At 37.1% G+C, this 19,656-nt stretch carries 24 protein-coding genes; 11 read left to right on the forward strand and 13 right to left on the reverse strand.

The window, feature by feature from the left end:
- The first annotated feature begins 7 nt into the window (after window positions 1-7).
- Entirely contained in the window at window positions 8-625 is a 618-nt protein-coding gene (locus tag FVA69_RS13285; protein WP_004910004.1) for a bifunctional 4-hydroxy-2-oxoglutarate aldolase/2-dehydro-3-deoxy-phosphogluconate aldolase, read from the forward strand.
- 227 nt (window positions 626-852) lie between these two features.
- Here FVA69_RS13285 and FVA69_RS13290 read toward each other — a convergent pair whose 3' ends face one another.
- Together FVA69_RS13290 and cbpA are read right to left on the reverse strand one after the other, a co-directional pair.
- Window positions 853-1,146, reverse strand: a complete 294-nt coding sequence (locus FVA69_RS13290) for a chaperone modulator CbpM (RefSeq protein WP_004910002.1) — start codon at window positions 1,144-1,146, stop codon at window positions 853-855.
- Window positions 1,146-2,087, reverse strand: coding sequence for a curved DNA-binding protein (gene cbpA, locus FVA69_RS13295; protein WP_123382179.1), 942 nt, complete (start codon window positions 2,085-2,087; stop codon window positions 1,146-1,148). Before cbpA ends, FVA69_RS13290 begins: the two co-directional genes overlap by 1 nt.
- Window positions 2,088-2,296: 209 nt before the next feature.
- On the opposite strand from cbpA, the gene FVA69_RS13300 reads away from it, so the two are divergent.
- Window positions 2,297-2,743, forward strand: a complete 447-nt coding sequence (locus tag FVA69_RS13300) for a GNAT family N-acetyltransferase (RefSeq protein ID WP_164528942.1) — start codon at window positions 2,297-2,299, stop codon at window positions 2,741-2,743.
- Window positions 2,744-2,951: 208 nt separating this feature from the next.
- Here FVA69_RS13300 and FVA69_RS13305 read toward each other — a convergent pair whose 3' ends face one another.
- Together FVA69_RS13305 and FVA69_RS13310 are read right to left on the reverse strand one after the other, a co-directional pair.
- The gene (locus tag FVA69_RS13305) at window positions 2,952-3,665 is read right to left on the reverse strand and encodes an RNA polymerase sigma factor FliA (protein WP_109911178.1); all 714 of its coding nucleotides are present in this window, start codon (window positions 3,663-3,665) and stop codon (window positions 2,952-2,954) included.
- 449 nt (window positions 3,666-4,114) lie between these two features.
- Window positions 4,115-5,209 carry a FliC/FljB family flagellin gene (locus FVA69_RS13310; RefSeq protein WP_164528943.1) on the reverse strand — a complete coding sequence of 365 codons (1,095 nt, stop codon included), beginning with the start codon at window positions 5,207-5,209 and terminating at the stop codon, window positions 4,115-4,117.
- Between the two features lie 381 nt (window positions 5,210-5,590).
- Between FVA69_RS13310 and fliD the strand changes: the two genes are divergently transcribed.
- The 3 genes from fliD to fliT are packed head-to-tail and all read left to right on the forward strand — an operon-like array spanning window position 5,591 to window position 7,823.
- Window positions 5,591-7,027: a flagellar filament capping protein FliD gene (gene fliD, locus FVA69_RS13315; RefSeq protein WP_123382088.1), complete on the forward strand. Its 1,437-nt coding sequence runs from the start codon at window positions 5,591-5,593 to the stop codon at window positions 7,025-7,027.
- Between the two features lie 18 nt (window positions 7,028-7,045).
- Window positions 7,046-7,444: a flagellar export chaperone FliS gene (fliS, locus tag FVA69_RS13320; protein ID WP_004909969.1), complete on the forward strand. Its 399-nt coding sequence runs from the start codon at window positions 7,046-7,048 to the stop codon at window positions 7,442-7,444.
- Window positions 7,434-7,823, forward strand: a complete 390-nt coding sequence (fliT, locus tag FVA69_RS13325; protein WP_164528944.1) for a flagellar protein FliT — start codon at window positions 7,434-7,436, stop codon at window positions 7,821-7,823. The genes fliS and fliT overlap by 11 nt, the downstream gene beginning before the upstream one ends.
- A 52-nt stretch (window positions 7,824-7,875) precedes the next feature.
- Here the strand turns inward: fliT and def are convergent, their stop codons facing one another.
- Complete coding sequence (gene def / locus FVA69_RS13330; protein ID WP_004909962.1) at window positions 7,876-8,385, reverse strand: peptide deformylase; 510 nt, start codon at window positions 8,383-8,385, stop codon at window positions 7,876-7,878.
- A gap of 706 nt (window positions 8,386-9,091) precedes the next feature.
- On the opposite strand from def, the gene FVA69_RS13335 reads away from it, so the two are divergent.
- Entirely contained in the window at window positions 9,092-10,006 is a 915-nt protein-coding gene (locus FVA69_RS13335; protein WP_238789238.1) for a YadA C-terminal domain-containing protein, read from the forward strand.
- A 134-nt stretch (window positions 10,007-10,140) separates the two neighbouring features.
- Here FVA69_RS13335 and FVA69_RS13340 read toward each other — a convergent pair whose 3' ends face one another.
- Complete coding sequence (locus FVA69_RS13340) at window positions 10,141-10,641, reverse strand: hypothetical protein (protein ID WP_042851567.1); 501 nt, start codon at window positions 10,639-10,641, stop codon at window positions 10,141-10,143.
- 464 nt (window positions 10,642-11,105) lie between these two features.
- Here FVA69_RS13340 and FVA69_RS13345 point away from each other — a divergent pair, with 464 nt between their 5' ends.
- The 3 genes from FVA69_RS13345 (at window position 11,106) to aes (ending at window position 13,440) form a co-directional block, all read left to right on the forward strand.
- Complete coding sequence (locus FVA69_RS13345; protein WP_004909951.1) at window positions 11,106-11,573, forward strand: DUF1097 domain-containing protein; 468 nt, start codon at window positions 11,106-11,108, stop codon at window positions 11,571-11,573.
- Window positions 11,574-12,124: 551 nt separating this feature from the next.
- The gene (locus FVA69_RS13350) at window positions 12,125-12,256 is read left to right on the forward strand and encodes an entericidin A/B family lipoprotein (RefSeq protein ID WP_004909948.1); all 132 of its coding nucleotides are present in this window, start codon (window positions 12,125-12,127) and stop codon (window positions 12,254-12,256) included.
- 218 nt (window positions 12,257-12,474) lie between these two features.
- On the forward strand, window positions 12,475-13,440 hold the full coding sequence (gene aes / locus FVA69_RS13355; RefSeq protein WP_164528945.1) for an acetyl esterase: 966 nt from the start codon (window positions 12,475-12,477) through the stop codon (window positions 13,438-13,440).
- A 92-nt stretch (window positions 13,441-13,532) separates the two neighbouring features.
- Here the strand turns inward: aes and cspE are convergent, their stop codons facing one another.
- Window positions 13,533-13,745, reverse strand: coding sequence for a transcription antiterminator/RNA stability regulator CspE (gene cspE, locus FVA69_RS13360; protein ID WP_004909940.1), 213 nt, complete (start codon window positions 13,743-13,745; stop codon window positions 13,533-13,535).
- Between the two features lie 1,162 nt (window positions 13,746-14,907).
- Here cspE and uraH point away from each other — a divergent pair.
- On the forward strand, window positions 14,908-15,318 hold the full coding sequence (gene uraH, locus FVA69_RS13365; protein ID WP_109911174.1) for a hydroxyisourate hydrolase: 411 nt from the start codon (window positions 14,908-14,910) through the stop codon (window positions 15,316-15,318).
- An 85-nt stretch (window positions 15,319-15,403) separates the two neighbouring features.
- Here uraH and FVA69_RS13370 read toward each other — a convergent pair whose 3' ends face one another.
- The 5 genes from FVA69_RS13370 to FVA69_RS13385 form a co-directional block, all read right to left on the reverse strand.
- Window positions 15,404-15,964, reverse strand: a complete 561-nt coding sequence (locus FVA69_RS13370; protein ID WP_004909929.1) for a DedA family protein — start codon at window positions 15,962-15,964, stop codon at window positions 15,404-15,406.
- Window positions 15,965-16,163: 199 nt separating this feature from the next.
- The gene (locus FVA69_RS13375; RefSeq protein WP_004909925.1) at window positions 16,164-16,430 is read right to left on the reverse strand and encodes a helix-turn-helix domain-containing protein; all 267 of its coding nucleotides are present in this window, start codon (window positions 16,428-16,430) and stop codon (window positions 16,164-16,166) included.
- Between the two features lie 727 nt (window positions 16,431-17,157).
- The gene (locus FVA69_RS21835; RefSeq protein WP_004909922.1) at window positions 17,158-17,331 is read right to left on the reverse strand and encodes a hypothetical protein; all 174 of its coding nucleotides are present in this window, start codon (window positions 17,329-17,331) and stop codon (window positions 17,158-17,160) included.
- A gap of 65 nt (window positions 17,332-17,396) precedes the next feature.
- Entirely contained in the window at window positions 17,397-17,540 is a 144-nt protein-coding gene (locus FVA69_RS21840) for a terminase small subunit (RefSeq protein ID WP_432652811.1), read from the reverse strand.
- 141 nt (window positions 17,541-17,681) lie between these two features.
- On the reverse strand, window positions 17,682-18,197 hold the full coding sequence (locus tag FVA69_RS13385; protein ID WP_004261469.1) for a lipocalin family protein: 516 nt from the start codon (window positions 18,195-18,197) through the stop codon (window positions 17,682-17,684).
- A gap of 400 nt (window positions 18,198-18,597) precedes the next feature.
- On the opposite strand from FVA69_RS13385, the gene FVA69_RS13390 reads away from it, so the two are divergent.
- Window positions 18,598-18,729: an entericidin A/B family lipoprotein gene (locus FVA69_RS13390; protein WP_109911171.1), complete on the forward strand. Its 132-nt coding sequence runs from the start codon at window positions 18,598-18,600 to the stop codon at window positions 18,727-18,729.
- Between the two features lie 438 nt (window positions 18,730-19,167).
- On the opposite strand, the gene fliE is transcribed toward FVA69_RS13390, so the two are convergent.
- Window positions 19,168-19,479, reverse strand: a complete 312-nt coding sequence (gene fliE / locus FVA69_RS13395) for a flagellar hook-basal body complex protein FliE (protein ID WP_004909916.1) — start codon at window positions 19,477-19,479, stop codon at window positions 19,168-19,170.
- Window positions 19,480-19,656 lie beyond the last annotated feature (177 nt).

A 19,656-nucleotide genomic window follows, 5' to 3' on the forward strand; every position in this document is an offset into this window, starting at 1 on the left:
TTTAACCATGAATCAATTACTTGAAAGAATTAAGAAACTCAATGTTGTTCCTGTTATCACCATTAATAGTGCAGAGCATGGTGCGCCATTAGCAAAAGCCTTAGTGGATAATGGCCTGCCATGTGCAGAGGTCACCTTCCGCACCCCGGCCGCGGTACAAGCGATTAAAAATATGCGTGCTGCCTACCCTGAATTACTGATTGCTGCAGGTACCGTATTAACCACAGAGCAAGTTGACCAAGCCATTGAAGCGGGTGTGGATTTTATCGTCAGCCCGGGCTTTAACCCCAAAATTGTCGCCTATTGCCAACAAAAGAACGTGATCATTATTCCTGGTGTGAATAATCCAAGTTTAGTAGAACAAGCCCTTGAATTTAATCTCACCACGTTGAAATTCTTTCCAGCCGAAGCCTCTGGCGGGGTTGCCATGCTCAAAGCACTCAGCGCCGTTTACCCGGTTAAATTTATGCCAACTGGCGGTATTGGTGTGAAAAATATTAAAGAATACACAGCACTACCTTCTGTATTAGTGTGCGGCGGTTCATGGATGGTGCCCAATGACCTTATTGATAGTGAGAACTGGCAAGAGCTTGGTAAGTTAATTGCTGAAGCTGCAACCATTTAATTAACAATAAAAAATCTCGTTGTCGTTATTACGCCCTTACTGGATGGTAAGGGCTTTTTTGTTGTTCGTGTTCATTAAAATATTATTTAATTATTAGCTTTATCAAATTAATCAAAAAATATAATACAATTTACTAATAATTTAGATTTTAGATGTAATTATAACCACCACAAACCCAATTTTAGTTATTAAGGCTCGTGGTGGTGAACAATTAAACTATTAGCTAACTAACCAATAAAACGTTTTAGTTGTAGCCGCAGCATCTCATTTTCACGCTGAAGCCGCTCATTTTGCTCCATCAAGCTCATTGCCATTGCAATTCCCGGCCAGTCAATTTCGAGCTCATGGTAAAGTCGCACTGCCCTTCTCACGATGATCACTGCGTGATCATCAAATAACCATTCATTAGCAGTTTCAATGGGTTGAACTATCCCAAGGCCGACAATTTCCCGTAATTCCTCTTCCGCAATACCCGTGTGAATACAGAAATCAATAACGGTTAATGATGTGAACTGTTCCATTATTTGCCTCCCCAATTTTTACGTGGGTCAAAACTCTGTTGGGTCTCCGCCAATTTCTGCCACAGCGCATCCGCTTCTGCATTACTGCTATTTGGCATCACGATTTTTATAATCGCATACAAATCCCCTGCTGTACCTTTATGTTTCAGTCCTTTACCTTTAATACGTAATTTTTGTCCGGCTTGGCTATTAGCAGGAACAGTGATCACAATTGGGTCTTTTAATGTTGGAATGGTGACTTTAGTTCCGAGGGCTGCCTCCCATGGAGCAAGCGGCACGACCACTTCTAAATCATGGCCTTTGATATCAAATAATGGGTGTGGTGCAATGCGGATGGTTATCCATAAATCGCCATTTTCACCGCCATTTTCCCCCGCAGTGCCTTGCCCTTTTAAACGGATGCGTTGCCCGTCAATCACGCCTGCTGGGATAGTGACATTAAGTGTTTTGGGAACTTCATTTTCGATAAAACCAAAAGCGTTATAGACCGGTAGGTTATAACTGATGGTACGCTTATGCGACTCTTGACTTTCTTCAAGGAAAATAGCCAATTCAACTTCTAAATCCTGCCCACGATGACTGCGCGCCTGCCTTGTGCTGCCACCCCGTGCTCGTTGAGAAAACATCGATGAAAAAATATCATCAAAGCCGCCTGCATCAAACCCTTGCTGGGAATAGGTGTGGCTCTGTTGGCCTTGGTTAGCTTGGTTAAAATAAGGGTCATTCCTGTGTTCCCACATTTCATCGTATTCTGCGCGTTTTTCTTTGTCACCAAGTACCGCCCATGCCTCTGCAATTTCTTTAAAGCGCGCTTCGGCATCCGGTTCTTTACTAACGTCAGGATGATATTTTCGCGCTAAACGGCGATACGCAGTCTTAATGGTTTTTAAATCATCAGTGCGTTTAACACCCATGATGCTGTAATAATCCTTTAGTTCCATAGTCATATCTCGTTCACTTGTCTGTTGAATAGAATTCTTATGGTATTTACCCAGTTGGGCTAAACATCACAACTACCTTGAATTTAACTTAGGACATTTACGCAGTAATTGGAATAGCTAGGCTATGATAAAATTCCACAAAAAACAGGAAATTTACGTTATTTCAGGCTAAACCTATAAGAGTGTCGTTTGATTACAAAGGGAACTCTATGGATGCTATTGCCAGTCGCCTGAACTATAAAGTCAACTTTGCTATCTCTATTGAGGATTTTATTCGGTTAATTCGCCAGTCTCCATTTAAGGAAATGGTGCCAACCGATAATCTTACTCAATTAGATGCGATGCTGAATAATGCGGATTTATTGGTTAGTGCATGGGATGGCGAACAAGTCGTCGGATTTGTCCGCACAGTAACAGATTTTAGTTCTTGTTGTTATATCTGCGAACTGGCCGTTGATGCGCATTATCAAAAACACGGCATCGACCGCCAATTAATGCGCCTCGCCGCTGAAGAGCTCCCCGCCGACTGCCAGATTTTATTTTTTTCCACCGACAGTAACCTCACCGAATATTTAAAACTGGGCTTCACCCAATCCCCAAGAGCGTGGCATACCAAGGCAGGGAACTATTTGGCTAAATCTGCCAATGAAAATTAATATTGAGATATTATTTAGCAATACGATGCTTTAAACATTTACACAAAATAAATTTAAGAAAAGATCTTTTAACACCAATGCGGATGCTCTAAATAATTCGGATTGTGGGTAGAAGACCAGAGAGGATATCTCGGGGAGCATACATAAGTATGTGACCCGAGTAGCCGAGCGCAGTCGACACCCCCACAATGCGAAGTATGACGAGCATCTATCTGAGGCGGCCACGAAGGCGCTTGATAGCCTGACTATGCAGCTGACTCACCCTCGACTCCCCTACATCCAACACCGCCCCAATCTCTTTAAGATTCAGCTCTTCTTGGTAATACAGTGTCAGCACCATTTTTTCGCGTTCTGGTAACTGATTGATTGCCGCCGCGATTTGGTCACGTAGGCTAGAATCCAGCAACAAACTCAGCGGGTTGCCGCCATCGTCTTCATCCATTTGCGGCTCACAGCTTTCCCCGTGAATTTCATGCCACTCATCGTAGGAAAACAGTTGACTATTATTGGTATCTAGTAGCGCTTGGCGATACTCCGCAAGGTCGATATCCAGCGCTTTGGCGATTTCTGGCTCAGTGGCACTGCGCCCTAACGATTGCTCCAGCACACCAATGGCTTTGGTCATTTCTCGTGCTTGGCGGCGCACACTGCGCGGCACCCAGTCACGGCTACGCAATTCATCTAACATCGAACCACGAATTCGCTGCACTGCATACGTGGCAAACGATGCCCCTTGGGTAACATCGAAACGTTCCAATGCATGCAGTAAACCAATGCCCCCCGCTTGAATTAAGTCGTCGATATCAACACTGGCGGGTAGTCTGACTTGCAGTTTCAGGGCTTCATGGCGTATTAGAGGGTAATAACGCTCCCATAGGCTATTTTTATTAATCACACCTTCGGCAGTATACAAATCACTCACAACCTGAATCACCCTTCAAGCTTTATAAAAGGTATTCATTATCTGTGTTGGTTTTGAATTCAATCCGTAGAGTAAGGCACTAAATGTGGCTTTATTTGCCTTATCCTAAATAGGTCAAATTTGAATAATTACCAGGTTAATGATTGTTTTAACACAACTTTCAGGGGATTTTACTGGCAATACAAGTGGGAGTGGTTGGTTTGTTAAAACCACTTTTTGAACCATTTTTAGCTTTTGGTGTTTTGGCTTTAAAAATATGTTTCTTTAGCCTATATAGTTCGTGCTATAGCTAGACGGCAAATAAGTTTATACCGATGAGCGTACATAAGTACGTGATTCGGATGAACTTATGAAGCCAACAACGCTATGGTGCGAAATATGACGGCTAATATGACGGGCAAAGAAAAGGCCAGCATTGCTGGCCTTCAATATAATCAACCAATCACGAATTAACGTAACAGGCTTAAAACACCTTGTGGAACTTGGTTAGCTTGTGCTAACACAGCGGTACCTGCTTGTTGCAGAATTTGACCACGGCTCATGTTAGAAACTTCTGTTGCGAAGTCAGCATCTTGAATACGGCTACGTGCTGCACTCAGGTTGTTAACAGAGTTGTTCAGGTTGTTGATGGTAGATTGGAAACGGTTTTGGATCGCACCTAATTTAGAACGGCTTTCATCAACTTTATTAATTGCGTCATCTAAAGTTTTCAGAGCATCAGCTTTAACTTCTAACCCAGCTTTACCGTCAGTAGCTTTAAATTCACCCTCTTCAGCATTGATAACTGCTTTATTAGCATCTGCCCCGGTACCTACTTTTAATGTCGCAACCACTTCGGTACCATCATCTTTCGTTACAACAAATTTGTTTGCAACGTCTGCACCATCTTCTTGATATTTAGTGACCGCTGTGATACCCGCACCGAAGCCAGTTGCACCTGCAATCGCAGCATCAGCAACTGTTGCATCTATTGCGTCACCTTTAGAAGTAGCTGTGCCCGCAACTTTCGCATCAAATAATTTTTCTTTTTCAACTTCTAAAACTTTAGTATCAATTTTATCTAATTTAAAATTGATAACTTCATTATCATTAGTACCCACTTGGATACTCATATCTGTTTTTTCACCACTCAGAACTTTAACACCGTTAAACTGCGTTTCTTTAGAGATACGATCGATTTCTTTTAAACGTTCATCAACCTCATTCTGAATCGAAGTGATATCTGAATTAGAGTTAGTGCCATTTTTCGCTTGAACCGTTAACTCACGAATACGTTGTAAGTTATCATTGATTTCGTTCAATGCACCTTCAGTGGTTTGTGCGATAGAGATACCATCGTTAGCGTTACGAGCTGCCTGAGTTAAACCTTTAACGTTTGAAGTAAAACGGTTAGCAATCGCTTGGCCTGCCGCATCGTCTTTAGCGCTGTTGATACGTGAGCCAGAAGATAAACGCTCAATTGCAGAACCTAATACGCCTTGTGAACGGTTTAAGTTGTTCTGAGTTGTCAGAGACAGAATGTTAGTGTTGATAACTTGTGCCATGATGTGATCCTTATTATTCAAATTAATGCGTTAAGCCAAAATGCTTAACTTGATGAATTTCGTCAGCAACTAGGTTATCGGCTACAAAAAAGTCCCCTTTAGGCTTTTTGATGAAAATTTTTATCTATAAGGTTAGAAATGGCTTTACCGCCCGCTTTTAATGCCATTATTTTTTAACACTTTCGTTTTTAACACACTCATTTATCTTTATTAACTTTCTTATTATTTAATTTCAATAGCGATAATTAACTACTTTTCTCTTATCAGCTCCCGCCATCACTCTTTTTCAGAATAGTCTAAAATTTTGCTCCGTTTTGCCGATAAGACTCTAAATAGATTTTATTACAGGTTTTATGTCACAGACATAGCGTAGGAGAAAATATGGCAGGAATATCCACTCTCGGTATCGGGGCAAACTTAGATTTAAATGTGCAAATGGACCAAATTGAGGCAATGGAGCGTCGCCGCCTTGACCCATTAACCACACAGAAAGCCAGCTATGACGCGCAAATTAGCGCCTATGGCAAAATGCAATCATCATTAGAAAAACTGAAAAAAGCCGCTGAGGACTTAAAAAAATACGGCGATATCAGTACCACCAAAGTCACTGGTGAATATAAAGCCTTTGACGTAAAAACCGATGGTAAAGCAGTCGCCGGTGTGCACGATGTGTTAGTGACGCAACTTGCTAAAGCACAAACTATCGCCACTAAAGGCCATTCTGACAACAAGCAACTCTTAGGCAGTAATGCTAAAGAACGTACCATCACGATCACTCAGCCTTCACAAAAAGAAGAAAAAGATAAGATTGTTATTAAACTTGATGACCAAAGTACATCTTTAATCGAGCTCGCTGATGCAATTAATAAAACAGATAAAGGTGTTACCGCATCTGTTATTAAAGACCGAGATAATCAATACCACCTTGTCGTAACCTCAAAAAAAGAAGGTACTGACAACCGCATTAGCATTAATGTGGAGGGTGACGATGAACTGGCTAAAATACTAAATGTGGAATCTGATGTTGATAAAGACGGAAAAATTATCATCAAAGATGAGAAAACTAGCGGTATGGAGCAAAAGGTTGCCCCTCAAAATGCACAGTTAACTATTGATGGATTCGAACTTGAGTCGCAAACCAATGAAGCCAAAGATTTGTTCCCTGGTTTAACACTGACACTAAAAAAAGAAAGCGAAGACAATAAAGCTGACCATTTAATGGTTTCTGAAGATATCGAGCCCGCTAAAGATAAAATTAAAGCATGGGTAGATGCCTATAATGAATTCCAAACGTTAGCGAAAGAACTGACAAAATACACACCAAATGAAAGTGGAACAACTCCTAATAAAACCAACGGCCCGCTCATTGGAGATTCCACGTTACGAGTTATTCAAAGTACGATGCGTACTCAAGTCCGTGCTCCACAAAATAGTGGTGAAATCGACACGCTGAATAAAATGGGGATCAAACAGAAAACAGATGGAACCTTAGAAATTGACAATAAGGTTCTGGATAAAGCGCTTAAAGAAAACCCATCAAGCGTCAAAGTATTTTTTGCAGGTGACGGCAAAGAAACCGGTTTTGGGACTGAAAACTTTAACTTTTTAAAGGGTACTTTAGATACAAAAGATGGTTCACTACACAACGCCACCGATGGTATCCAAAAGAAAAAGAAAAGTTTAGATAAACGTATTGAGCAGACCAATAAACAAATCGAAAACACCATGGACATGTACCGTCGTCAATTCCAAAACCTCGATAAAATGATGAGCTCACTCAATAGCACTACGAATTCTTTAGGCCGATTATTAGGCTAACACTTTTAGGTTAAAAACATGTATCAACGACACGCACAGCAAGCTTACCAACAGGTTGATTTAGAGAGTGAAATCACCAACGCGACCCCATACCAACTGATCCAAATCCTGTTTAAAGGGGCCCTTAGTGCCCTGAAACGCGGTGAGATTTTTATGCAGCAAGGTAAGGTGGCAGAAAAAGGTAAAGAAATCTCAAAAGCTATCGACATCATTGACACTGGGTTAAAGCAGTCGTTAAATTATGAAGCTGGCGGCGAACTTGCAGAAAATTTAGCAAGTTTGTATGAGTACATGACAATGCAGTTACTTCGCGCCAACCTCGAAAACAACGTGGCTTATGTCCAAGAAGTTTATCAGTTACTCTCCGATATCGCCTCTGCGTGGCAACAAATCGGTGCAAATGTGGATGAAAGATAATCAGGTGGACAATAAAAATCCTATCGATTTACATGAAATATACCGTAATGTCTTAGTATTAAGTGAAAATTTAGTTGCCTTAGCGCAATCCGGGGAATGGGAGACGTTGGTCTCCCGAGAGACAGAATATGTCCTTGCGGTGGAAAACCTCACCAAGTTAACGCAAGCGTTCGAAGAACAGCAGCCAATAACTGAAGAGTTTATTCAGTTATTGCATAAAATTATTGAAAATGAACGCATTACTAAAGAATATTTACAACAGCATTTAAACTTTTTAAGCAAAGAAATTAAGCTATTAGACCAAAAACGGGTATTAAATAACAGCTATGGCCAATTTGATGAGCCGGATACCCCGTTAGTCGTTCGCCCGATGGAATAATTTGAGTGTCAGGCCGACAGACCTGACACGCCTTTTATCTTCAACTCTCAGCCTATTGCTGCTGTTTTAAACGTTGCTGCTTTTTCAGCTTTTTCAACAGCATATTGCGTTTTAGCGGCGATAAGTGATCGAGGAACACTTTACCGTGTAAATGGTCGATTTCATGTTGCATGACAATCGCTAAGAACTCGTCGCTGTCTACTTCAAACGCTTTACCGTGCCTATCGAACGCTTTCACTTTAACGCGCAGGAAGCGGTCTACATCGGCGTAGATTTCGGGTACTGACAGGCACCCTTCTTGATAACTGGTTTCCCCTTCACTTTCGACGATTTCAGGGTTAACAAATACCATCGGCTCATCACGGTTTTCTGAAATATCAATCACCATAATGGATTTAGTTTCCGCAATTTGCGTGGCAGCGAGACCAATACCGTTATCGGTGCTGTACATGGTATCTAACAAATCGTCGATCAAGGTTTGTACCGCAGCGAAATCCGTCACTGGGCTGCATTTAATACGCAGTCGTTCATCTGGAATTTCAATAATTTCTCTTACTGCCATAATTTAAACCCTATAAATTCGATTACTTTCATTCAAATATCAATCATTCAAACTATTTTAAGCAACAGTGACGCATACAATAGCCGCTAACTGCCGCCACAACTCTGCCTGTGAAGTATGAAGAACAGATAAAATATTATCGTCTTTCTATTTCACCAACAACATGCAAAAAATGGCATTGTTAATCAGAAAACAAAATTTATTTTAAACATCAATAAATTAACGCCTGCCTATTTAGACTGCCCCTTCATGGAACATAAGCCACATAAAATTTTACAGAAAAATAACACGTTATTTGGAAAAAAACATCTAAAACAGGAAAAATGGTGACCCTTTGTAGGCTCTTCACTGTTTTTGCTTTTACCCACTGATGGCATCTATTCGCTTGTGGCTATTTTTTCGCTTTTAGTTTTTATTAATATTGAGAATATATTTAGGCCACATTAAAGTTACTATCAATTTAAATTAACTTTTCAAAATAAGCACTATCAACTATAATTCCATCAAATAAAAGTATCTAGTTAATATAAAAAATATATATCACTGTATTTATTTCACTCAAACACGGATATCCCGAATAAATATCATTTTAAAAATCGATTTTACCCACCAAATAAATATCTTTATTATAAACGAATAAAGGAAAATAAATTTATCTTTCATTCTTCTTTTAGATAATAATTTTAAATAATACGGAAATTAACAAATGAAAAAGAAAATATCATCCCGTCTTTTGTCAGCTCTATTACTTAGCGGTGTGTCTTGCAATGTAATAGCCAACACTTCATTTTCAAGTCCTCCACCATCCTTAAGCAGTGTCAACGCGCAAGGTATCAGCACTAATGTTAAAAAAATTAGTGATATCAGTGGAAAAATCAACCATATCAACACTACAATTAACCAAATGGACTCACGTTTTAATAGCGACATTGACACATTAAAACAAAATAATAGTAAACTTAAATCAGAAACTATAGATATACGAAATGATTTAAAAGCATTGAATGATGAAATCGTTAGTTTTGAACAAATATATTCTCAAGATATTTTTCAGGAAATAAAAAACAACAATGATTTAATTAATAGTAAAATCACATCAATACAACAAGGCAGAGAAAAAGAGCACCATGCACTTGACTCAAAATTAAAAGATGTCGAATTACATTTGCAAGGAGCACTAACTGGTGTCAATGCGGCTGACCAAATCACCAACCAATTAAATACCAATATGCAAAATCTAGATAACAAAGTGATTGGAAATACCTCGTCAATTAAGACCCTAAAAAGTAACACGTCGAAAACGCAAAAAGCTAATGAACTCAAATTCACCAGCTTAGAAAATAAAGTTGATCATGGGCTCCATCAGCTTGATAGGAAAATAGATAAACGTGCTCAAGAAGCGAATTCCGGTATTGCGTCTGTCGCAGCAATGAGCAATATTCCTTACGCAACAAATACTCGTTTTAGCGCAGGGATTGGTGCAGGTAATTACAAAAATGGCTCAGCGATCGCTGCCGGTGCTCAATATCAACTAAAAGAAAACATCAACCTACGCAGTTCTGTATCTTGGAATAATTCAGATGCTGCGGTTATTGGAGCGGGTGTCGCCTTCGGGTGGTAATTCTTCAACCTATATTGTTCTTATCATTTTTATAAATTATTTATAAGCCTTAACCAATAGTACCAATGATATATTGGTACTATTTATATTCGCCACGCAAATTAATATCAACATTAACTGGCTTTAAATTAAGCTTAATCTTGGCTGTAAGTGATAATGGCAATTGGTGTAGGGTTAATGGTAACCCAAAGATTAGACATGCCACTACGAGTTTGAGATGACTCACTCACTTTGTGACAGCTAGTCTCTGATTGGCATTTAGTGAGAATGTCACTAGCGACTTGTGAGCTAAACCCTTGCTTTGTCAAATAGCCCATTTCATTTTCTAGCTTCTGTTGGAAGTCCAAAAAATCCGGTTTTGGCGAGGCATAATCCTCAACCCCAACAAGTGTGGTAGCCACTTGAATGAGCGTACCACCATCAAAAGTGAGTTGGTTTTCATAGCTCCAATCATTAAATGGCTTTTGCTGCCCAAAAGTACAAACTGTTTTACTACCACTTGCTTGGCATTTCCCCGCCTTAATAAAACTGATGCTATCAATGCTTTGCCCCCAGTTTAAGCCAAATGGTGCAGTCGATGTGCTATCACACCCTACCAATAACAGTGCAGTAGCACCAGCTATCATCCATTTCATACCCTTACCTCACAAGTCAATTTTCTTCATGCTACAGCGAGGAGTCGCTAAATTAAAGTAAAAAAGCCATCAACTATTCACACACTCAAAATTAATCTTTAAATTATACATTATTTATTTAACGTTAAATTTACAGATAATTATTTATTATCAATAAGATAAAATTAAAACATATAAATTATCGGATACTCATTGCCAGATTTACCTTAGCTCTATACAATGCTTTTCTTTACACGGCCCCAGAGTCACTGCAATTACAAATAACTATCCTATTATTAGTCAGTTACCCCTCTAGCCATACCTAAAACTCCCTAGATGGTGTTCGAATAAAAGATAGCTGAATCGTTAAAGCTTAACTCTAGAATAAATTGGCTTTGCAGCTAATGGGCTTAGTAACCAAGCGATAGGCCATAGCATTCATCGTCCGTATTATTAACAAACAACCATAACGTAAAGTGCATATTGTGAAATTACTATTTTGTCTTTCTTTAACAACCGCCATTCTTTCTGGTATATGGGCTTGGGTTGCTGATAGTTTAGGGCTAATCGGCTGGGCAGGCTTTTTAGGCTGTACAGCCTATTTTGCTTATCCTAAAGATGGGATAAAAGGTCTGGGTATTACCGCATTAACCGTCTGTAGTGGTGTGGTTTGGGGCTTAGTGATCCTGCACAGCGGTGACTACCTGAAGCAGTTACCTCACTTTGTAGGATACTTCGTTACTGGTATTGTTGCCTTTTTGATGTGTATACAAGCTAAAAAACAGTGGCTTTCTTATATACCCGGCACGTTTGTCGGCACCTGTACTATTTTTGCGGCAGAAGGTGTTTGGTTGGTCACTATTCAATCACTATTAATTGGTGTGCTATTTGGTTTCGCAATGAAAAAAAGTGGGCTTTGGTTATTTGAAAAGTTCTCACTGGGTAAAAACTAAAAAAAACCGCCTATATGGCGGTTTAAATAAATCAATGAAACCAAGGGAATTTCAAACAGATTCGATATTACATTAAAATTCTCTTACGACAATATATAACATTTTGATTTAACTTGTGATTAATTAAAAAATCGACTAAGTATTATTACATAAGCTCACAAATATAATAACGATGAATTTGTTAACAAAATGATAAAATTCCATCATGGAATATCCATTTAGATTAATAAAGTTTATGTAACTGGTCTAATACCAGTCGCATTCATGTTTACTAACATAAGGATATAGTGGAATTCGGATTTTTCTGTATCTTTCTTTTCTCTAAAATAGTTAAAACTATTTATCATTTATTGCTATAATTCTCTTTTTATTTATTAACTTATAGCCTTATGCTTCATTAAAATGAAAAATCAAAGCATAATAAACTGATAATTTTTATATTATCAAATCGCAACATACGTCAGCTCAAAAAACACTCATTTATCCTTCTGCTATACTTATACGTGAAATATCTTATAACCCGTAAGTGAGTTTAACCAAAGGAAGAAGATATGATTAAAAAAATTTGTTTTTTGGCCTGTTCATTAGCTGTCGTATTCTCTTTAAGCGCATGCAACACCACTCAGGGTGTTGGTGAAGACATAGAAGCCGGTGGAGAAGCCATACAAAGAGCTGCTAAATAATTGTTAACTGACATCATCGTTAAATATTAACTTTCCCACCTAAAACTCTCATATATTTCAAACGGTGATGATCTCACCGTTTGAGATATAAATTAAAATACCTATAAATTCTCAAGCCTTATAATTTAAAAATACAGAACCTTTTAATATTGGTTAGCAGGATCACAACTTAATTATGCCCCCCTTTTACAATGGAAACATCTAGCTAGGAGAGCATAATGAACAAAAAAAATAAAATTAATGTGTTAGACCTTATTTCACCTGAGATGCAATCTGTAATGCGATTTTATGCAGAAAATCCATCTCCAGCACCTCTTGACGCCACTTATAATGGTATGCGACAAGCGTATATTGAAGATAGAAAATATTGGAATTCAGAAGCGCCAACGATGCACTCCATTCACGATATTCAAGTTCCAACTAAATATGGCAATATTTTGACGCGTATATTTCAGCCGATTGAATCCCCATCAGCCACCTTGTTTTATCTCCATGGCGGTGGGTTTATTTTAGGTAATTTACAGACCCACGAACGTATTATGCACTTACTGGCACTATATTCGGGCTGTACAGTTATTGGAGTTGATTATTCGTTATCCCCTGAAGCAGGCTACCCTCAAGCAATTGAGGAAATATCCATGGTTTATCAGTACTATCAGCAAAATGCTGAACAATATAATATCAATATGCAACAAACTGGCTTTGCCGGTGACTCAGCTGGCGCGATGTTATCTCTTGCTTCTGTACTTTGGTTACGTGATAACGTGATAGAATGTACCAATATAAAAGCTGTTTTATTGTGGTATGGGCTGTATGGTTTACAGGATTCAATAAGCCGACGGCTATATGGTGGAGAATGGGATGGGTTACAAAAACAAGATTTAGAAGATTATGATAATGCCTATCTTGGTGAAGCTGGCGATAGAGAGGCGCCATATTATTGCTTATTCAATAATGATTTAACCTACGGTATTCCACCTTGTTATATTGCCAGTGCTGAGTTTGACCCACTATTAGATGATAGTTTGGCTTTATTCCGAACGCTAGATGCCAATGATATACCTTGTGAATATAAAATGTACCCAGGAACTTTGCACGCCTTCTTACATTATTCACGCATGATGCAAATATCAGACGAGGCGATTCGTGATGGTGCTAATTATTTTATCAAACAACTTTTATAATATTAACTCTGTATTTATTGAAAATAGCAGGCTATAAAACGAAAAAACCTCGCATTTAGCGAGGTTTTTGAATGCTTAGCGATTCGTTATCGTTATTTAGCGATAACGTTAGCTGCTGCTGGGCCTTTAGCACCATTTTCGATGCTGAATGAAACTTGTTGGCCTTCTGCTAATGATTTGAAGTTATCACTTTGAATTGCAGAAAAGTGAACAAATACATCTTTGCTGCCGTCTGCAGGAGTGATAAAACCAAAACCTTTATCATCGTTAAACCATTTTACTGTACCAGTCATTGTATTAGACATAGAATTTCCTTTAATTTTTTAAAATTGCCATAAGGCATGTTGCGGTTTGTTCTTGTTGTACTTATGGGAATTAATTAGAAGGAATTCGCAATGAAGTGGTATCTGAGATAGCGCTTAATGGTGAACATCTTAAAACTGACTAACATAAATAGGCCTGTACTTCCAAACCAGTGAGCATATTAAGCCACACTTAGAACCAAATGGCAAATTTTATTTTCGCGTCGATTTTATAAACAAATAGTTTGCTGTTCATCTTAATCTTAACCCAAAAGTTCTTACGTCCTCGGGTTTAGTATCTATCAAAAACGCCGTAATCCGGTCTTTCACCTCTCATCACAGCTCGCTGTTGCTCATGTACAGCCTCTCTATCAGCTCTTTTTTGTTCAGATGAACGGGCGTCTTTATGTGGCTTAGGCCAGGTTGACTTATTGGGCTCAAAAGAAGGTGTAAATGTACAACCTGTCACTAAAAAGAGGCAAAAAAGCGAAGAGATTAATTTCATAATGATCTACTTGGGTAATTATTGACAATAGAAAAACCTAGCAAAATTAAATATCGATAACAACCTTAAATATCCTATGTGAATGTTGAAAACATTAAGGATTGGCGGCTTAATCCTATTTAAATGAATAATAGGTAATAGAAACGACTATAAAAAAGTATCAATCAACTGACTGATTGATTCCATAATATAAAAAGCAGCCATTTATAGCGGCCTCGCCATACTAGATGTCTATATATTTACATTATAATCATCGAATTCTTTAATTATCTCATCAGCTATCTGCTCAAAAAAACTACTTATATTTATATTAAGGATCCTTAGTACTGATACCAACATATGGTATCAATTTTATTAACACCTCGTACATCGCGATACAATTATTGATCACTTTTACAGCCGCTCAATCTTGCAAACTCACTTGCGGTATATCCAGCATTGCGCCTTAATATTTTAATTTTCTTTCCTATTAATGTTGACACAGTGCTTTCAGTCTTCATACAAAGACTCCAGTCGAAATCGATAAACTTACTATTTTTAATCTATCTACCATTAACTAATGTAATGAAGTTTAGATTAAAAAAATGTAATCAAACTGTAAGGCTAACCATTAGCCTCCATTGATAAAGTATCCTCAATATATCAATAGAGGATATCTAAATGAAAAAAAAACTACTTTTAGTATTCATTCCTTTTATTTTAACTCCAGCAACTTCAATAGCGTCAAATAATATTTTAAGTGTTCATATTCTTAATCAGCAAACAGGGAAGCCAGCCCCTAATGTTGAGGTTACATTAGAGAAAAAACAGGGAAACAATTGGGTACTCATAAACACAGAAAAAACAAGTAATGATGGCAGAATTAAATCTATCTTACCTGACAGCCCTGAGAAGCCTTCTATAGGAGACTATAGAGTGATTTTTAAAACTGGTGAGTATTTTAAGCAACAAGGTAAACACAGTTTTTTCCCTGAAATCCCCGTTGAATTTCAAATAGATAATTTAGATGAACATTACCATATCCCCTTGCTTTTAAGCCAATATGGTTATTCAACATATAGAGGGAATTAACTCTTTTCAGCTTATAAACCAATGCAGTATTAATCAGGTATTGATACTGCATTCGCATAATATAATTACAAGTAACTATCTCGTATTATTTCCGCATTTTTTGCAATAGATGTTTTCTCCAAAAAATTAGCAATAACAAAAATATACCTACAGCTATTAGCATACTTATTGAAAAATGAGTTGGTAGTGAAAGAACTAGTTTACTAATAAAATATCCTGCAGAAACTATCAAAGCTCCCCAAATTGCGCCACCGATAATATTTAATATAAAAAATTTAAATGGACTTACATCACTAGCACCGATAATAATAGGTCCTATTGTCCTTAACCCATAAGCAAAGCGAATACCTATAACAACCCAATTCTCATTTTTTTGAATATATTCTTGCGCATATACTATTTTATCTTTTTGACTATGTAGTTTGGGTAAAATTTGTGCTCCAAAATAACGGCCTATAAAAAACAATACATTATCACTAACAATCCCACCTAAAGAGGCTGCTATAACTACTTGAGGGTAAGAAAGTAATTGATTATGTGCTGCTATGCCCGATAAAAAAGCTACTGTTTCTCCCTCAATCATGGAACCCAGAAACACAGCTAAGTATCCATATTCAATTATCCAGTGAGATAGAGCCTCCGACATATTATGATTGACCTTTATTATGACGTTTAACAATAGCTATAAATATCATGTAATTAATTCAATTGCGAGAATTAAATAAATACACTATATACTAGTATAGTAATCACTTTATCGCTCCTCCCTATATAGTAAAAACCAACCGTTTACAGTTGGTTTTTGCTATATAACTCAAGCGAAAGCAAGTTTCATCGAAATAAACTTAGTTTATATCTCCGCTACATGCAATTATAGTTTTATACTCATCCAAATTACTAAAAAAACTTTCAATATCAACATTCAATACCTTTAATATAGCTACTGTCTCCGCTATTCCTATCTTATCAATTTCATATTCATAACGATATAGTTGCTGCTCACTCTCTATTCCCGCCATTCTAGATAGCTCGAATACTGATAACCTAGCTTTTATCCTTAATTGACGAAGACTGCAAGCAATATGATTAGAAATCGAATTTTGGTTATCCATTAAATATCTCCTATTATTAATTAGTATTTACATAAAAAGCCTTGAAGGTAGTGACCTGTTTTATGGACTAATTAATAATATATGGAAACATTTAATTTATATCGTATGCTGTAAGTATTAAAAATTTCATTACTAAATTTCTGACTCTACCTTTTGCATACTCTTTAGCCTGTTTATTTAGTAAGTAATTGAATACCAAAATTGGAAAACTCACATAATTAGATAATGTTCTAAATATACCAACCACTCAAGCTGACACATGAGTTTTTTCCTTACGATGATTGATTAAATCCACTTTCACAAACTTTAAATTCATCACTCAATTTTCCCCAGTTTTCAGGTGCGCCACTACCTTCATAAGTCCATAATGAATTAGCTTGCGATGAAAAAGTGAAAGCAGCCAAAATACATAATATTATTTTATTGTAACACATATGATAATAACTCGAGTTATTAATTTGAGTTTCAAAACTACACTTTGATTCACACAAATAGCATTAGGATTCACCCCATTAATTCAGCAAAAAGCACTCCTTATCAAAAACAAACCATACAACACTCTGTTATAATCAAAATACCACCCAAAAGTTAACCTAAATCTCCAAATCCATTTCCACTTCGTCCGCTAATTGCTCTGCTTCTAGCTTAGCGAGTCTCTCAGCTTTTCCGTTCAATTTGCTCTTTAAATGCCTGAATTTTGACATTCTTACCTAAGAGCTCATGATTTTTAATCTTTATCAGGCCATTTGATTTTCATGAGAATAGTTTCTTTGGTGCTCTCATCGTAGTCACGGATTGTCGTAGAGATATCAAAACCTGATAATGTTGTCCGCCATGATTTAGGCCAACTGCTTATTGGTTTTAGCTTCCCACCATCATTGACAATATCTGATACATCCATTTGGTCAATTTCGACAAAGCGGTTAAAAACATAATCAGCATTTATTTCGACACGTTCATTCCTATTTAATTTAAGTCTTTAATTCTATTTTGAATGTTAACATTTATTAACAGTCGGCTTGATTTTACGTTTGCAGTTTTATCGCTGTATCCTGCACGAATAGCCGCCTGTGTAGTGTTTAAATCGCTGAGGTACTCGCAACAAAAAATTTCTTATTTGCTGGTAAGCGCCATATTATGCCTATAACTTTGCTTAAGAGGATATAGGTAATAATGTCAAATAAGAAACCCGCACTTGGCGGGTCATATATTTCACTTGTTAAACTTCTCATTTTTAATAAAGAATAGGTTCTACTGGAATATCAATATTCTTTGCCTATCAAAACCATGGTTACTTGCAAAACTAAGGTATTCATTTAATAACTCTGGTGGCATAGTTGGAGTACGCGATAGTACCCATAGATAATCTTTATTAGGTCCAACAACTAATGAATACTGATAGTTATCATCTAGCTTAATAATATTATAGCCGCCGTAAAAGGGCCCAAAGAATGAAACCTTTAAAGCCCCAGTATCCGAGGATTCAACAAAGTAAGCTTTCCCTATACTCTCTTTCCATTTTTTGCTTTCAGAATTCCATCCTCTATTCACTACTTTTACACCTCCGTCATCACGAAGAGAATAGTTAGCAGAGACTTTACTTAATCCTTTTTCAAATCGATTATCTATTCTCGCTACTTCATGCCATTCGCCAAGGTAACGTGATAAATCAAACTTCTCAACAGGTGATATATCTTTTGGCACTTTAACGCTACATCCGTTAAGTAGAAGCATACTTAAAAACATAAAAATTGACTTCACTCGCATGGTAACTCCGTTGAATATTTCTCGATGAGATACTATCCTACAAAAAACTTGTGGCGTTACCTAACCAATTAGGTAAGGCTATTGATGATAATAACAAAAGAAAACCAAATAATAAGTATTGAAAAACATAAAGCATACGGATAAATAGCTCTTTTAATATCATAGAGTATACCCTTTATTGCTAATGTAGATTGATCACCCAAAATAAGTACTAACACTTAAAATATAGCAGCTCATTTTCATTTGTCAGGTATCACTAACAATACTAATTCCACAAAAATATGAGGGTTTAATCCTAACCTTACTGCAGTATACAGCTAAAAATAGTCATCGACTTGTTCTGCTATAATTAAAGATGACCTTTTGTAATTTATAACTTTAAACTTGAAAGGAAGATAATATGTTAAAAAAAATCAATTTCCTCATTTGCTCATTAGTTGTTGCTTTCACATTAACTGCCTGTAATACCACTAAAGGTGTTGGTGAAGATATAGAAGCAGGAGGAGAAGCAATACAAAGAGCGGCCCAATAAACATTAATGCTCTTATTTCAAATGCTAGAGGGTATATTTATTTTGAATCCTCTAGTATTCCTTATTCATTTAACGAGACTCTAATTTGTATTTTATTTTCTGTATTGCTTACACTTTATTCATGTAAATCCTTTATAAAGAGTCTATGCTGATAGTGTACTCTAACCTATTGTATCAGTTTATTTTTCCTTGATATTTGGGGCTTTTCTTTGCTTTTCAGTTTTTCTATAAATAAAAGCCATCAGCTATTAACTGAAGGCCTAAGAAACTACAAAAAAATCAGATTTTAATAATGCCACTTTTAAAGTGGAACCATGTTTTTCTCACATTCCTGCCGAATTTGCTCAAGCGCAGTTTCCCACGCCCATGTTTTCTAACACACGTTAATATACGGCCATCACTATCAACGACTTGACCTTATTCAAATAGATAAACCAATCACACTGGCATTGACATAATTTCTTGATACGCCGCCACCAGCTTATTACGCACTTGAATACCCATTTGTAAACTTAAACTGGCTTTTTGCATATCGACCATTACATCATTCAAGGAAATATCTTGCTTTCCTAACGTGAAATTTTCAATTTGCTTGGCAGAATCATTACGTGTTTTATTAATTTGATTTACAGAAGCAACCAGATGGTCAGCAAATCCAACTGGCTCTATTGCTGGTTTTATTGGGTTAGTGGCTTGGGTTGCCACGACATTTAATTGTGAAATAACCCCTTCAATGGCTTGAACTGTCATTCGATTCTCTTCTTATTAATTATTGTGAATTTTTCACTAACCTATATTGGCCAGCTTACCCTATCACACCCTTTTTAACTTGAAGCCGATAAATAACACCAATTTTATAGGCTGATTCCGTCATTAGATTCCCGCAAGACAAGAAATAATAGCAAAGTGAAAAAGTGACGTTACGAA

Origin of the sequence: Providencia sp. PROV004, from assembly GCF_011045615.1 — a bacterium.
Taxonomy (GTDB): Bacteria; Pseudomonadota; Gammaproteobacteria; order Enterobacterales; family Enterobacteriaceae; genus Providencia; species Providencia rettgeri.